Source organism: Lentzea sp. HUAS TT2 (assembly GCF_051853195.1).
In the GTDB taxonomy this organism is placed as follows: Bacteria; Actinomycetota; Actinomycetes; order Mycobacteriales; family Pseudonocardiaceae; genus Lentzea.
On sequence record NZ_CP196667.1, the window covers coordinates 8527178 to 8541637 of the forward strand.

Sequence of the window (14460 nt, forward strand, 5' to 3'; positions counted from 1 at the left end):
GGAGCAGGCTCTACCTGGTCGCTCGGCCAGGGCCGTCCGGGTGTTTCCCTTCGTCTTACTAGGCGTTCATTTGGTTGCTCATTGACAGAGTCGGCACGCACTCGACAGGCTGCACGTTCCCTGCGATCGAAAGGTGCACTTGTCGTGAAACTCCGTTTTCTCTTACCGGCGCTCGCCTTGGTCACCGGCGTCCTCGTCACCCCCGCCGTGGCGCAAGCGGACCCCGTGTCGGCGGCCGACGCGTGCTACACCTGGAACCGCACGCTCTCGCAAGGGGCGTCCGGTGAGGACGTGCGTCAGCTGCAGATCCGGGTGGCCGGCTACCCCGGCTACGGTGCCGTGCTCGGCATCGACGGGCAGTTCGGTCCCGCCACGAAGGCGGCCGTGACGCGGTTCCAGCAGGCCTACGGTCTCGGCGCGGACGGTGTCGCCGGCTCCGCGACGTTCTCGAAGCTGTACGCCTTGCAGGACAACGACTGCACGCCGATCAACTTCACCTACGACGAGCTGAACAACTGCAACTCCGACTGGTCCGGCGGCAACGTCTCCGCGGCGACCGCGCGCGCCAACGCCCTGGTGTCCATGTGGAAGCTGCAGGCCATGCGGCACGCCATGGGTGACCGGCCGATCGACGTCAACGGCGGCTTCCGCAGCGTCTCCTGCAACAACGCCGTCGGCGGCGCGGCCGGGAGCCGTCACCTGTACGGCGACGCGGTCGACCTGGGTGCCGGGGCGCAGGGCTTCTGCGCGCTGGCCAAGCAGGCGCGCAACCACGGCTTCAACGAGATCCTCGGACCGGGCTACACCGGCCACAACGACCACGTGCACGTCGCGCACAAGTCCAGCCGCTTCTGGTCCGCGCCGAACTGCGGCGTCTCCTAGTGGCACCGGCGGTGTCGCGGTGATCGCCGCGACACCGTCCGCTCTGGCAGACTGCCCGCAAGTGGACGTTCTGCTGCTCAAGCTCTCTTCCTGGCGCCCGCGCTGGTCGTGGTCTCGTCCCTCGCGGGCCGCCGCTGGGGACCCGCGGTCGCCGGTGTGCTCGTCGGCCTTCCGATCGTGGCCGGGCCGATCCTGTTCATCACCTACCGGCAGCACGGCGCGGAGTTCGCGGCGCGGGCTGCCGGTTCCTCACTGCTCGGGCTCGTCTCGCTCGCGGTGTTCGCCGTCGTGTTCGCCCACGCCGGCCGCCGCGCAGGTTGGGTCGTCACGACCGCCACGACCTGGATCGCCGTGCTGTGCGCGGATTTCGCGCTGTCGTTCGTGCACGTTCCGGCGCTCGTCTCGTTCGCGTGCACCCTGGCCGCGACCGGCGTCGCGATGCTGCTCATGCCGAAACCCGGCGCTCACAACGAACCCAGGCCGCCGCCGGCGTGGGACCTGCCTGCCCGTGCGGTGGCCACCGGGGTCCTGGTGCTCGTCATCACGACGGCGTCCGCCGCGCTCGGTCCCGGCTGGACCGGGCTGCTCGCGCCGTTCCCGATCGCCACCAGCGTGCTGGCCGGTTTCCTGCACGCGCAACAAGGGACCGCGGTAAAGGCGCTGGCCGGCGTGCTCACCGGACTGTTCGCCTTCGCGTCCTTCTGCTTCGTGCTCGCCGTGTTCACGGTCCCGCTCGGCATGGGCGCGTTCGCGCTCGGCGTCGTGGTGGCGGCAGCCGTGCAGCTACTGGTGACGCGGCTCGGCGTCAGACCGCCTGCCTGGCCAGCCGCTCCAGGGTTCGCGCGGCGGACGAGCCCGCGTCGGCCGTGATCAGCACGACCTCCTGGTCGTCCTCGGGCACCAGGAGCACGTCGCAGTTCAGCCGCAGCGCGCCGAGCTCCGGGTGCTGGACGGTCTTGGTGCGGTGGCCGGGAGCGTGCACCGGGCGCGTCCGCCAGATCCGCCGGAACTCCTCGCTGCCGGCGTGCAGCTCGTCCAGCAGGGCCGTCAGCCGCGGGTCGTGCGGGTAGCGGTCGGCGGCACGCCTCAGCCTGGCGACCACGACGTGCCCGAACTCCTCGGAGCTGGAACTCTCGTAGCTCCGGCCCAGGAACCGTCGCCTGGCTAGGTTGACCGTCCCGCTGCCCAGATCCCCGAGCAGCATCTCGGCCAGCGGGTTCCAGGCGACGACGCCGTACGCCGCGTCCGTGACGATGGCGGCGGTACCGGGCAACCGCTTCAGCATCCGCGTCACGTGCGGACGCACCTCCCGCACGGCGCTCATGCGAGGCGGGGTGCTCGACCCCGCCAGACCGAACAGGTGGCTGCGCTCGGCCGGCGTGAGCCGCAACGCCTGCGACAGCGCTTCCAGGATCCGCGCCGACGGACGCGAGCCCCGCGCCTGCTCCAGCCGCGTGTAGTAGTCGACCGACATGTGGGCGAGCTCCGCGACCTCCTCGCGGCGCAGTCCCGGCGTGCGACGGTCGGTGCCCGTCGCCGCGAACCCGAGCTCGTGCGGACGCAGTGCCGTCCGGCGGTCCCGCAGGAAGCGGGCCAGTTCCTGCCGCGCCATGCGCACCTCCTCCACTGACTGGCCCAGGTTATCCCTGGCAGCGCCCCCGGCGGCGGACGACCGTGGCGGGCATGAACGAACGCACCGCTCTGGTCACCGGCGCCAACAAGGGCATCGGCAAGCACATCGCCCGCCTGCTCGTCGCCGAGGGCTTCACCGTCCACGCCGCGGCACGCGACGCCGAACGCGGCCGCCTGGCCGCCGAGGAGATCGGCGCCCGCCCGTTGCTCCTCGACGTGACGGACGCCGACGGCATCGCCCGCGCCGCGTCCGAGGTGGGCAGCCTGGACGTGCTGGTGAACAACGCCGGCATCGCCCTCTCGCTCGCCCCGCCCGCCGAGACCGGCCTCGACGAGATGCGACGGACCTTCGAGACCAACGTGTTCGCGGTGATGGCGGTGACCAACGCCTTCCTGCCTGCCCTGCGCCGCTCCCCGCACCCCCGGATCGTCAACGTCTCCAGCGGCACCAGCTCGCTGACCTGGAGCACGAACCCCAACCCGCAGTTCACCCCCGGTGCGGGCTCCGGCGCCGCCTACCGGTCGTCGAAGACCGCCCTCAACGCCCTCACCGTCTTCTACGCCCAGACGCTGGCCGAGGACGGCTTCAAGGTGAACGCGCTCGCCCCCGGCCTGCGGGCGACCGACCTCACCGCACGCGCCGCGGCCGGTGGTGACCCGGCCGAGGCCGCCGAGGGAGCCGTGCGGCTGGCCCTGCTGGCGGACGACGGGCCCACCGGCGGCTTCTTCTCGTGGGACGGCACGGTTGTGCCCTGGTGACGTGGGTCGTCGTGCAAGAGTGGGCCTCCGTTCACTCGAGAACCGGAGCGCTCCGCCATGAAGTACACCGTCTCCCTGGAGATCGCCCAGCCGCGGGAACGGGTGGCCAAGCTGCTCGCCGACCCGCAACACCTGCCGATGTGGCTGCGGGGCCTGGTACTGCACGAGCCGCTGAACGGGGAGCACGGGCAGGTCGGCACCAAGTCGCGCGTGGTGCTGCGGATGGGACAGCAGGAGTTCGAGGCCACCGAGACCATCACGCGCCGGGAACCCCAGAACCTGCAAGGGATCCCGGCGGACGTCGTCGTCCACTTCGAACGCGAGATCGTCGGCAAGGGCATGTGGAACGCCGCGCGCGAACGCCTGACCGAAGCCGGCCCGGAGACGACGCTCTGGGTCAGTGAGAACGAGTACCGGTTCAGCGGCCTCATGATGCGGCTGGTCGGTCTCCTGATGCCCGGCACCTTCCGCAAGCAGTCCCTGCAGCACATGCAGGACTTCAAAGCGTTCGCCGAGCACGGAACGGACGTCCGCGAAACGAGCTGAACCGCGGTTCAGCAGATGTACGCGCTGTGGCCCGCCCACCACTCGAGGTGCGGCGCGGTCCGCGAACCGACCCGGCCGTCGACGACCAGACCGGCGCCAAGGGCGTTGGCACACCGCTGGAACGTCTTGACCTTGCTCTCGGTGGCGGTGCCGAACCGGCCGTCGACGGCGATCCGAGCGTGGGTCGACGGGTTGATCGCCCAGTTGAGCAGGCACTGCACCTCACGGACGTAGTCGCCCGTGTCGCCGAGCCCGACGTCGCGGTTCGGGACGTCGACGCAGTCGCGGATCAGGACGCCGATCTCCTCGGCCGGCCTGGGGGTCGCACTCGCGACGCCGGCCGTGGTGATCGCGCCGGTCAGCAACGCCAAGGTCAGCGAGACCAGTTTTCGAGCCATGGTGGTGATTCCTCCCTGGAACGCCTGCCGCCGTCGAATCCGGCGGTCTTCGCCAACCAGACCAGCCGGCCGGGTTGTCCAGTAGCGGTGACCTGCGATGGACAACCCGGCAGGCGCCAGGATCAGCGCGGTGCGCCCAGATACGTCTCCCGTTCCTCGGCAGTCAGCTCACGAGTCACCCGCGAGTCGGCCATCGCGCGAACCTCCTCGACGGCTCCGCACACCTCGCACCGGGTGAAGCGCACCGTGCCGTCCCCATGCGCCGTGTACACACCGGCGCCGTCCGCGCTGAACGCGACGTGCTCGACGGAGGCACCGTGACCGCGCAGTGCCACCAGTTCCGCGCCGTCGGGCAGAGCGCGGATGCGCAACGTGCCGTCCGCCCCGGTGGTGGCGAGCCGGCGACCGTCCGGGCTGATGGCCATGCCCCACACCGGGCCGCGGTGGCCGCGCAGGACCAGCCGCGGTTGATCGGCGTCCGCGCCGGCCCAGATCCGGATCGAGCCGTCGTCGCCGCAGGTGACCAGCTGCTCGTCCGGGGTGAAGGCGACGCACCACACGAGGCCGGGGCCGCCGCGCAGGACACGGGGCTCGCCGGAGCCGTCGACGCGCTGGATCCGCACCACGCTGTCCTGACCGGTGCTGGCCACGTGCCGGCCGTCCGCGCTGAACCGCACCGACCAGACCTCGGAGTCGTGGCCGCGGAGCTTGACCGGTCCGCCGCTGCCGTCGGTGGACCAGAGCAGCACCGTGCCGTCACGGCTGCCGCTCACCACGTGCCGGCCGTCCGGGCTGAGAGCCACGGATCTGACCGGTTCGTCGTGCGGCAGGACGGCGACGGCCCTGCCTTCGGTGACGTCCCAGATCCGCACCGTGCGGTCTCTCCCCGCGCTCGCGAGCCGCCGGCCGTCCGCGGTCGCGGTGACCATCCGGACCGAGCCGTCGTGGCCGCGCAGCACCAGGGGCTCGGCGCGGTCCGGGGAGCGCCAGAGGCGGACCGTGCCGTCCAGTCCGCTGCTCGCGATCGTCCGCCCGTCCCGGCTGACGGCCACCGACCACGCACCACCCTCGTGGCCGTGCGTCACCTCGGCGTTGCCGGGATAGGCCGGGTCCCACAGCCGGATCGTGCCGTCACCGCTGCCACTGGCCAGGTGCCGGCCGTCGGGGCTGAACGCGACGCTCCACACAGGACCGTCATGACCGCGCAGCTCCAGCGGGTTGGCGAGATGGCCCTCGACGGTGTTCCACACGCGGATGGTGTCGCTGCCGCTGTGCCCGCTGGCCAGCCGCCTGCCGTCCGGGCTGAACGCCACCGTCTCGACGCTGCCGTCGTTCGCGCGCAGGACGAACGCCTCGCCCTCACCGGAGGTCTGCCAGATCCGCACGGTCGTGTCGTGGCTGCCGCTGGCGAGCCGCAGTCCGTCGGGGCTGAAGGCGACCTGCTCGACATCGCTCTCGTGCCCGCGCAACACCACGGGAGGGTCCGACAGGTCACCTCGCCACACCCGCACCTCGCGACCGGCACCCCCTGCGGCCAGCTGTGTCCCGTCAGCACTGAACGCCACCGCGAGTGCGGCACCACCGCCGAGCGGCAGCTCCACCGGCCGCCGCGGGTCGGCGCGGTCCCAGAGCCGGACGACACCGTCGGCGCTCGCCGCGGCGATCCGGTCGGCGGACGGGCTGATCGCGACGGCGGCCACGTCGCCGCCTCCACCGCGCAACACGAGCGGTTCGGCACCGGTCGCGAGATCCCACACCGTCACCGTCTCGTCGTCACCTCCTGCCGCGAGCCAGCGCCCGTCGCGGCTGAAGACCGGGGTCCACACCTGTCCGACGTGCCCGCGCAGCACCAGCGGCGGCTCGGCCGGCCGGTCCTGGCCGTCCACCTCCCACACCCGGATGGTGCCGTCGGCTCCGCCGCTGGCCAGCCGCCGCCCGCCGGGGTGGTAGCCCACCCCGTAGACCTGGGTCTGCCCGGACGGGTGCACGGACCGGATGCGCGAGTCGGCCACCGCCTGCCGCAACACCGCTGCTGCCTCGTCGATCGGCTTGGTGTCGAAGGCCTCCCGCGCCAGCAACACCGCCACCTCCTGGTCGAGTTGCAGCTGGTCGCGGGCGTTGGCCACCAGTTGTCGCGCGAGCGCCCGGTCCCGTTCGTCGCGGGCCCGGTCCGCCTGCGCGACGGCGACCAGTGCGAGCACGGTGGTCACGACCAGGCCGGCGGCCAGTCCGGTCACCGCCAGCCGCAGCCTCCTGCGCCGCGACCGGGTCTCCCGCGCGGCGCGGTGCCGGCTCGACTCGAGGAACGTCCGTTCGCGCTCGTTCAACGCGTGCACCGCGCGTCCGTCCCAGGCCGCCAGCCGCGCGCCCCGGTACAGCAGGTCGGAGTCGCGGCCATGGCTGTCCCAGGTACCGCTGTCGTGGGTGAGCTGCCGATGCAGCCGCAACGTCTCCCGGTCCTGGTGCAACCAGTCGTGCAACCGCGGCCACGCACCGATCAACGCCTCGTGCGCGAGTTCGACCGTGTTCTCCCCCAGCACCACCAGACGGGCGGCCGCGAGCTCGCGGAGCACGACGTCCACGCCGGGGAGATCGACCTCTTCCCTGGTGATCCGACGGCGGGTGTCCGGCATCCCGCCCTCGCCGAGGACGACCAGTCGCACCAGCACCGCGCGCAGTGCGTCCGCCTGGTCCGCGGTGAACCGCCGGTGCACGGTCTCCGCCGTCCAGGCGACAGCGGAAGCGACCCCACCGGCCGCCTCGTACCCGGTGACCGTGAGGACGTCGCCACGCCGTTGCCGCCACGTCTCCAGCAGGGCGTGCGACAAGAACGGCAACGCACCCGGCTGCCCTTGCACGTCGGCGAGGATCTTGGTCACCAGCGCCCGCTCCACCGTCATCCCCGCCTGGTGCGCCGGCTTGGTGATCACCTCCCGCACGTCGTTCTCGCTCAACGGTTCCACCGGCACGCTCGCGGCCGCCAGCAACCGGGAGAGCCCCGGCTGTTCGATGCAGCGGACGTAGAAGTCGGCACGCACGCCGATCACCGTGGCGCCGTCCTGCCACGCCGCACGGGCGATCAAGGCCTCGACGAACCCGCCTCGCTCCTCCTCGTCCGCGCACAGCGTGAACAGTTCCTCGAACTGGTCCACGACCAGGAAGTTCTTCTGCACCACCACATCCGCCAGCCTCCCCGGCCTGCTCTCCGGTGTGACCACGACGACGGGAGTGCCGCGGAACCGGTCGCGCAGGGCCGGGACCAGCCCAGCCCGCAACAACGAGGACTTCCCACTGCCGGAAACACCGAACACGGCGACGAACCGGTGGCACAGCAGCAGGTCCACCAGCCGGGCCGTCATGTCAGCACGCCCGCAGAACCGGTCAGCGTCGTCGACCCCGTATGCGGCCAGTCCCAGGTAAGGCGCGCCGCCCTCGTCGGGCGTGGTGGTCGCGGCGGCCTCACACCGCCACCGTTGCTCCCATTCCACGCAGTCCCCGTCGCACGCACGGACGAACGCCAGCGTCACGGCCAGACTCGGCAACCGCCGCCCGTTCGCCGCGTTCGCCAGCGCGGCCGCCGAGTAACCCGCCCGCACGGCCAACTCCCGATATCCCGGACCACCCGCCTCCGCGCGCAACTTCCGCAGGTCCGCGGCGAACGCCGCGATCGGCCCGTCAGCGGGATCCACCGGACGTTCAGGACGTGGCATTCGCATCTCCCCCGACGCAATTCCACCCGCCGACGCCCGAGGACGCCGGACTTTCTCCACTGCGGTGATACCAGCGCGGGGAGACGGACAGCCAATAACGGCAAAAAGTTCACGGGGACAGCCGAGCACGTGGGATGCGACCGCCGAGAAGCGTTGTCCACCAACAAGCCCCCTACTGGACAACCTTCTCGATCGCTGTACTCGACAGACGTTCCTTAGTCCGCGTCATTGCGAAAGCGAGGATCTGTGAGAAAGTCCAGACCGATCGTTTCAGCCGCCATAGCGGCGTTGGTCGTCTTGGTTCCGGTGCTCTCGGCCGCCGCGGCCTCCGCACCGGAGCAGTCCCCGGTCGCGGCGACCGCCGGTGGTGCCCCCGGTCCGATGGCCCGCGGTTTCGCCACCAAAGCGGAGGCCGACGCCGCGACCGCCGAAGTCATGAAAGCGGTCGAGGGCAAGATGCCGAGGGCCGCGGCGACCGGCCAGTGCTCGGGTTCGTGGATCTTCCTGAACGCCTCGCTCGGGTACTTCGACCACGCCGACCCGAATCCCGCCTACATCATGGGCTACGTCTCGGCCGGCTACGCCCCGTGCCGCAACCTGACCCTGGGCGGGCGTTACAACGCCTGCGGTTACTCCAACGCCAACGGCTGGATCCTGATGCCCGACGTCTTCGGGTTCCACGGCTATCCCTGGGCTGGCTTCGTGTCCAGCACGTGCACCTCGGACCCGTGATGAGTCGCCGGCGCTGAACTGCGGGTGGCGGGGCGTCCTCGGACGTCCCGCCATCCGTCTGCACGTAGATCGACCACGTGAGCCCCGTGACGTGACTTGATTTTGGTCAACACTGAAGCTATAGAGGCAGCCGTCACACCCGCGGCTGCAGCCGGACCCGGTAGCGGTGCTGGTAGTGCCTGCCGGTGAGCCACAGCTCCCCCGCCGCGTTCGCCACCGCCGCGATGCCCCCGATCACCTGGTTGCGGCCCGTCGGCACCTCGGCGACGGTGACGGCGGTGAGGTCGGCGTCCGCGGTGACGGTGCCCGAGGCCAGGTCCACGCGGATCATCCAGTCCGTTCCGGTGACGGCCGCCCACACCTGCGGGCGGCCGTCGATGGTCGCGCAGTGGAGCTCGCCGAGCCGTGCGGCCGCCCATTCGCGGGCGTCGACGCGGAGTTCGCGGATCAGCTCCGCGGTGTCGCGGTCGCGCAGCAGCAGCCTGGTGGTGCCGTCGGACTGCACCAGGTTTGTTCCGTCGTAACACAGCCCCCAGACCTGATCGGTGATCGTGGTCCGGCGCCGTTCGGCCAGTGAGCGCGGGTCCAGCAACACCGCGCCTTCGTCACCGGTGTGCCACAACCCGGCCGGGGTCAGCGCGGTTCCGCTGCCCGGCGGGACGGCCTGCTGGGCCTGGACCTCGCCGGTGGCGGGTGCCACCGCGCGGATCACCGGTCCCGTGTTCTCCACCAGGAGGTCGCCGACCAGTTCCAGGCCGCGGGCGTCGGCACGGTCGGTCGGGACTCGCGCGAGGACCTGGGCGTGGAAGTGCCGCGAGGTGGAGCCAGTGGCGATCGGCACGGGAGTGGGCGGCGCGGAGCTGACCTGGGCGACCCGCTGGGGAGCCGCGCAGCCGGCGAGAGCCAGCAGCCCCGCGACCATCGGGCAGAGAACTCTGTTGACGCGCAACGGTTTCACCGCACCGAGCCTCGTGGTGATCTGACCGGGGCGCTTCCGCCGTCGCGGGTGAGCCGGCCTGGCCCGTTCATCCGGCCGGGGTGAGGCCGTTCGCGCCGGGTGCGGCCAGGTTGGAGGCACATTCCACTTTGGAGGCTGCCGTGACCGTTGTGACAACGCCGAAACAACGCCGGATGGCCCGGCTCGCGTTCCTGGCCGCGGGTACGGCCGTCGTGGTCGTGCTGGTGGCGGCCGGTGTGCGGGCCGGCGCCGGATTGGTGCTGACCGCCGCGGTGGGGACGGCGGTCGCGCTGGCGGGTGCCTGGTGGTTCCTCGCCCACCGCGGCCTCGTGCGGTGGCTCGGCGGGGTGCTCGTGGTGCTCGCGCCGCTGACCGTGGTCGTCCTGTACGTGCAGGCCCGGCTGGTGTGGGTGGTCGTGGTGTGCGGCTTGCTGTGGTTCGCCGCGGTGGTCTGCGGACGGCGCGCGCTCACCGCGAACGGCGGGGCGGAGCGTCCGGCCGAACTCGAGGTGCCACGGCCACGGCGGCCGTACCTGATCATGAACCCGAGGTCCGGTGACGGGAAGGTCGGCCGGTTCGGACTACCTGAGCTGGCAACGGATCTGGGCGCGGAGGTCTGCGTGCTCGACGGTGCGCAGGACGTCGCCGCGCTCGCCCGGCGGGCGTTGGACGACGGCGCCGACCTGCTCGGCGTGGCCGGGGGTGACGGCACCCAGGCGGTCGTGGCCGGGGTCGCGGCGGAGCGCGGGGTGCCGTTCATGGTCATCTCGGCGGGCACCCGCAACCACTTCGCGCTCGACCTCGGGCTGGACCGCGACGATCCCCGCCGCTGCCTCGACGCGCTCGCCGACGGTGTCGAGGTGCGGGTCGATCTCGGCATGGCCGGCGACCGCACCTTCGTCAACAACGCGTCGTTCGGCGCGTACGCCGAGGTCGTGCGGAGTCCCGCCTACCGCGAGGGCAGGACGCGGACGACGCTGAACCTGTTGCCGGGCCTGCTGACCGGGCCGCGCTCCGCGGCGCTGCGGCTGCGGGTGGGCGGCTCCTGGCTGGCCGGCGCGCAGGCGGTGCTGGTCAGCAACAACCCGTACGGGTCGGGCGACCTGGCCGGGCTGGGACGCAGGCCGCGACTGGACGGCGGCGTGCTGGGCGTGCTCGCCGTGACGGTGCGGGACGCGGCCGAGGCCGCCGGCCTGCTGCGAGGCCGGCGGCGATCGGAGTCCGTGCTCCTGCAGGCCGCGACGGAGGTCGTCATCACGGCGGACGCACCGTTGCTGCCGTGCGGCGTGGACGGCGAGGCGGTCATGCTGACGACTCCCGTGCGGTGCGTGGTCAGGCCGGGGGCGCTGCGGGTGCGGGTGCCGCGCCACCGGCCTGGCGTTCCACCGCTCCGGCCCGAGCTGGACTGGGCGCGGCTGCGTGCGCTGGCCCTGTCCTGAAGCACGGGTCAGCGGCGGCGTGACACCCGGCGGACTATCCGGCGTGACCTGAACATCCCGGGAACTCCCGCGGTCCGCCGCGCCGTGCGTCGTGCGGTGCGGCGGGCCACGCGGCGTGATCCGAACACGTCTGCCTCCTCATCGAGTCGATCCTGCTGTCTCCAGGTCGTGCAGCTGCTGGGCCTCCTCCGCGCTCACCATCCCGAGGGCGATCAGGTCGAACGGGCTGATGAAGCCGTCGGAGATGCGGAAACCCTTGGCACGGGCCACGGCGTCGCGCAGCGGCACGGCCCAGTGGTGCTCGATGAGCAGCAGTGCCGCCGCGCTGTCGTCGGGGATCTCGGCGAGCACGTCCCACGCGTCCGCGTCGCTGAACGGGTGGACGCCTCCCTTCTCCCGCGCCGACTCCGCTCCCCTGGCCATGCCTTCCTCGGCGCCCTCCCGCCCCGCCGCGCCGAGGCCGATCAGCGCGCCGATCTTGCTGCCCAGCTCGACCGCTTCCTCCGGTGCGAGGGTGCTCAGGTGCTCGACCGCGATGGCGCCCTTCGGGTCCTTGTGGACGGCGATGGCGTCGATCACGCGAACGGTGCCGGACCTGCGGAGCTTCTCCAGTTCGGCGATCACCTCACCGCGGAAGTCCGGGTGGGTGAAGCCCAGCACGATCAGTTGAATCGGCCCGATGGCCATACGACTCCTCCTTTGTTCGGTCACGTCATCCGGTACGGGTGGCACGCAGGGCGAACACGGTCACGAGCAGCTCGTAGGCCGCCAGCACCACCACGATCGACAGCAGGGCCGTCCACGACGAGAGCAGCAGCGCGAGCACGACGGCCACGGCGACACCGCCCACGCGCACGGCGTCGAGGTGCTGCGCCGTCCAATGTGGACCATGCGCGGCGACCGCCTGCACGCCAACGCGGATCGCGCTCCAAGCCTTGACCGTTTTGCGGCGCAACCACATCGGTCCTCTGCCCGGTCCGATCACGTACATCAGCAGGGCCAGCAGCGCGCCTGTCCACAGCATCTGCCAGCCCCGTGTGCGCAGCTGGCTGAAGACCGCCGTCAGCACATCCGCGGCGCCGTCGCGGTAGAGCCCTTCCGGCATGCTCTGGAGGATCTGGTCGCGGACCGCGCGCAGCACCGCCGTGACCGCCACGGCCGCGATCACCAGCCACAGACCGAGTTGCAGCGCCGTGCGCCGGCGATCGAGCGAGACGAGCAAAGCGAGCACGAGCAGCACGAGTGTGCTGAGCAGGAACAGAACGAGGCTTCTCTTGGCCGTCGCCACCGCCTGCTGGGCCGCCCACAGCTGGCCGGAGTCGTAGACGGTGAACCGCGCGAAGTTCTCCGGCAGCGTGACGCCGAGCGAGTCCTGCACCCGGACCCGCAGATCCGCCGGGATCTCACCACTGCTCAGGTCCGGCAACGAGAGCTGCCTGCCGAACAGGGTGGGCAGCTGCGCGCTGAGCGTCCGGAGCATCTCGTTGATCAACGGCAGCAGGTCGATCTCGACCCGGTCCCGGTGGACGGACACGAGTTCGCTGTCGCCCTCGATGACCGCGAGCGCACGCTGGTGGGCACGGCGGTTGAGCTCGATCCAGACGCGCTGGAACTGCTCGCTGGCAAGGACCTCGGCGGCCGTCGCCCGCACCGGGGCGTGCAGCTGGCTCGCCAGCGGCCCGGCGACGAACGCGGCCTGCTCGGGCAGCACCGCGCGCAACCGCTGTTCGACGTCGACGGCCTCGAACAGCTTGACGGTCGCGAAGTCCGCCACCGCCAGGGCGACCTCCGGATCTTGGGGCAGGGGCGCGACTGTGGCGACCCACCGGTCGGTGTTGAGCGCGGTGCGCGCACTCCAGATGCCGACCACGCTCATCACGAGCGCGAACGCCGTCACCGCTATCAGCACGGCGGCACCGATCCGGCGGAGCATCCGCACTGTGACCTCGCGCCGCTGCCGCCGGTCCAGCCGTGCCTGCAGCGCGTAGACCTGTGCCCGCAACCGGGGCAACTCGTCGGGTTCGCCGGTCATCGCACGGCCCGCGGCAGGAACGCGGCGGCCGCCATGCCGCCGAGTGCGATCAACGCCAGCACCACCAACGCCAGCGCGTAGGAACGTTCGGGTGTCCTGGTGATGCCCGCGACGAGGATGGTGCCCGCGATCGCGGCGCCGAGGGACGACCCGAGGTTGGACACGCTGCGGGACAGGCCGGAGATCTCGCCCTGCAGCGCGTCCGGGAAGCTCGACTGCACGACGTTCACCGACGGCGTCAGCATCGCGCCGATGCCGAGCCCGATCAGGAACAGTCCGGGCAGGAAGGTCCACGGCTGTGGCGAAAGGGCGAGCAGCGCGAGGAAGAGCCCGATACCTCCGACCGTCACGGCGAACCCGGTCAGCACGAGGCTGCGCTGGGCGTGCCGGCGCGCAAGACGCTCCGCTGACAGAGATGCGAGCAGCACACCCGCTGTCGCCGCCGTGAGGATCAGGCCGGTCTCGATCGCGTTGTAGCCGCGCACGACCTGGAGGTAGGCCGAGACCACGAACGAGATTCCCATGAGCACCAGCCACTGCACGTTCTGCGTGACCAGGCCGAGGTTGGACGTGCGACTGCGGAACAACTCCGTCGACAGCAACGGTTCCACGCCGGCACGTTCCTTGGCGCGCACGGAGTGGAAGAACCACACGAGCGTGAGGACTCCGGCGGCGAGCAACCCCAGCATCAGCCAGAGGTTGTTGTCCGCGGCCAACACGCCCGACACGACCAGGACGAGCCCGACCGACGACAGCACCGCGCCGCGGAGGTCGAACGGGCGGCTCGGATCCGGTGGCCGCGGGTCCTGGACGTGCTTGCGGCTCAACACGAAGATCACCGCGACGACCAGCGCCTGGAACAGGAACGCCACCCGCCAGCTGAGCACCGTCGTGATCAGCCCGCCGATCAACGGCCCGGTCGCGGCGCCGACGCCCGCCATGCCGTTGATCACGCCGAAGGCACGGGCGCGTGAGGTGACGCCGGTGAACAGCATCGTCGCCAGGATGTAGACGGGCGGGATCAGCAACGCGGTGCCGACGCCCTCCAGGATCGAGTTGCCGACGATGAGGACGGGCAGACCGGGCGCGAACGCGCTCAGCACCGCGCCGAGCCCGTACACGGCGAGACCGGCGGTGAGGCACCGCTTGCGGCCGTAGCGGTCGGTCAGCTTGCCGCCGGGGATCATCAGCGCCGCCATGACCAGCAGGAAGATCGTGATCGCGAGCTGGACGCCCTGGACGGTGGTGTCCAGGTCCCGGCTGATGTCGTTGATCATCACGTTCATGTTGGAGCCGGCGAAGCTGCAGATGAACTGGGCGAGGGCGAGGGGCACGAGCACTCTGCGCAAGGCGTTGGAGTCCACTCACGCAG

General features: G+C 71.4%; 13 protein-coding genes. 6 read left to right on the forward strand and 7 right to left on the reverse strand.

Annotation, left to right across the window (positions count from 1 at the left end; genetic code table 11):
- Window positions 1–144: 144 nt before the first annotated feature.
- Both ACSHWB_RS40380 and ACSHWB_RS40385 read left to right on the forward strand, forming a co-directional pair.
- Window positions 145–882, forward strand: coding sequence for a D-Ala-D-Ala carboxypeptidase family metallohydrolase (locus ACSHWB_RS40380; RefSeq protein WP_439658588.1), 738 nt, complete (start codon window positions 145–147; stop codon window positions 880–882).
- Between the two features lie 108 nt (window positions 883–990).
- The gene (locus tag ACSHWB_RS40385; RefSeq protein WP_439658589.1) at window positions 991–1752 is read left to right on the forward strand and encodes a hypothetical protein; all 762 of its coding nucleotides are present in this window, start codon (window positions 991–993) and stop codon (window positions 1750–1752) included.
- On the opposite strand, the gene ACSHWB_RS40390 is transcribed toward ACSHWB_RS40385, so the two are convergent.
- Window positions 1688–2494 (reverse strand): helix-turn-helix transcriptional regulator, encoded by an 807-nt coding sequence (locus tag ACSHWB_RS40390; RefSeq protein ID WP_439658590.1) that lies wholly within the window; start codon window positions 2492–2494, stop codon window positions 1688–1690. The genes ACSHWB_RS40385 and ACSHWB_RS40390 overlap by 65 nt on opposite strands.
- Window positions 2495–2565: 71 nt before the next feature.
- Between ACSHWB_RS40390 and ACSHWB_RS40395 the strand changes: the two genes are divergently transcribed.
- Together ACSHWB_RS40395 and ACSHWB_RS40400 are read left to right on the forward strand one after the other, a co-directional pair.
- Window positions 2566–3273, forward strand: coding sequence for an SDR family oxidoreductase (locus ACSHWB_RS40395; RefSeq protein ID WP_439658591.1), 708 nt, complete (start codon window positions 2566–2568; stop codon window positions 3271–3273).
- Window positions 3274–3330: 57 nt separating this feature from the next.
- Complete coding sequence (locus tag ACSHWB_RS40400; RefSeq protein ID WP_439658592.1) at window positions 3331–3819, forward strand: SRPBCC family protein; 489 nt, start codon at window positions 3331–3333, stop codon at window positions 3817–3819.
- Between the two features lie 8 nt (window positions 3820–3827).
- On the opposite strand, the gene ACSHWB_RS40405 is transcribed toward ACSHWB_RS40400, so the two are convergent.
- Complete coding sequence (locus ACSHWB_RS40405; protein ID WP_439658593.1) at window positions 3828–4217, reverse strand: peptidoglycan-binding domain-containing protein; 390 nt, start codon at window positions 4215–4217, stop codon at window positions 3828–3830.
- 122 nt (window positions 4218–4339) lie between these two features.
- On the reverse strand, window positions 4340–7927 hold the full coding sequence (locus ACSHWB_RS40410) for an nSTAND1 domain-containing NTPase (RefSeq protein ID WP_439658594.1): 3588 nt from the start codon (window positions 7925–7927) through the stop codon (window positions 4340–4342).
- A gap of 288 nt (window positions 7928–8215) precedes the next feature.
- Between ACSHWB_RS40410 and ACSHWB_RS40415 the strand changes: the two genes are divergently transcribed.
- Window positions 8216–8659 (forward strand): hypothetical protein, encoded by a 444-nt coding sequence (locus tag ACSHWB_RS40415; RefSeq protein WP_439658595.1) that lies wholly within the window; start codon window positions 8216–8218, stop codon window positions 8657–8659.
- A gap of 133 nt (window positions 8660–8792) precedes the next feature.
- On the opposite strand, the gene ACSHWB_RS40420 is transcribed toward ACSHWB_RS40415, so the two are convergent.
- Complete coding sequence (locus ACSHWB_RS40420; protein WP_439658596.1) at window positions 8793–9617, reverse strand: glutaminyl-peptide cyclotransferase; 825 nt, start codon at window positions 9615–9617, stop codon at window positions 8793–8795.
- Between the two features lie 140 nt (window positions 9618–9757).
- Here ACSHWB_RS40420 and ACSHWB_RS40425 point away from each other — a divergent pair, with 140 nt between their 5' ends.
- On the forward strand, window positions 9758–11056 hold the full coding sequence (locus ACSHWB_RS40425; protein WP_439658597.1) for a diacylglycerol/lipid kinase family protein: 1299 nt from the start codon (window positions 9758–9760) through the stop codon (window positions 11054–11056).
- 138 nt (window positions 11057–11194) lie between these two features.
- On the opposite strand, the gene ACSHWB_RS40430 is transcribed toward ACSHWB_RS40425, so the two are convergent.
- The 3 genes from ACSHWB_RS40430 to ACSHWB_RS40440 are packed head-to-tail and all read right to left on the reverse strand — an operon-like array spanning window position 11195 to window position 14452.
- Window positions 11195–11743, reverse strand: a complete 549-nt coding sequence (locus ACSHWB_RS40430; protein ID WP_439658598.1) for a hypothetical protein — start codon at window positions 11741–11743, stop codon at window positions 11195–11197.
- Between the two features lie 25 nt (window positions 11744–11768).
- Complete coding sequence (locus ACSHWB_RS40435; protein WP_439658599.1) at window positions 11769–13088, reverse strand: hypothetical protein; 1320 nt, start codon at window positions 13086–13088, stop codon at window positions 11769–11771.
- Window positions 13085–14452: an MFS transporter gene (locus tag ACSHWB_RS40440; protein WP_439658600.1), complete on the reverse strand. Its 1368-nt coding sequence runs from the start codon at window positions 14450–14452 to the stop codon at window positions 13085–13087. Before ACSHWB_RS40440 ends, ACSHWB_RS40435 begins: the two co-directional genes overlap by 4 nt.
- Window positions 14453–14460 lie beyond the last annotated feature (8 nt).

Coding starts and splice junctions, on each gene's coding strand:
- ACSHWB_RS40405 (WP_439658593.1), bottom strand. CDS start 4,217: ATGGCTCGAAAACTGGTCTCGCTGACCTTGGCGTTGCTGACCGGCGCG.
- ACSHWB_RS40410 (WP_439658594.1), bottom strand. CDS start 7,927: ATGCCACGTCCTGAACGTCCGGTGGATCCCGCTGACGGGCCGATCGCG.
- ACSHWB_RS40390 (WP_439658590.1), bottom strand. CDS start 2,494: ATGGCGCGGCAGGAACTGGCCCGCTTCCTGCGGGACCGCCGGACGGCA.
- ACSHWB_RS40395 (WP_439658591.1), top strand. CDS start 2,566: ATGAACGAACGCACCGCTCTGGTCACCGGCGCCAACAAGGGCATCGGC.
- ACSHWB_RS40400 (WP_439658592.1), top strand. CDS start 3,331: ATGAAGTACACCGTCTCCCTGGAGATCGCCCAGCCGCGGGAACGGGTG.
- ACSHWB_RS40435 (WP_439658599.1), bottom strand. CDS start 13,088: ATGACCGGCGAACCCGACGAGTTGCCCCGGTTGCGGGCACAGGTCTAC.
- ACSHWB_RS40430 (WP_439658598.1), bottom strand. CDS start 11,743: ATGGCCATCGGGCCGATTCAACTGATCGTGCTGGGCTTCACCCACCCG.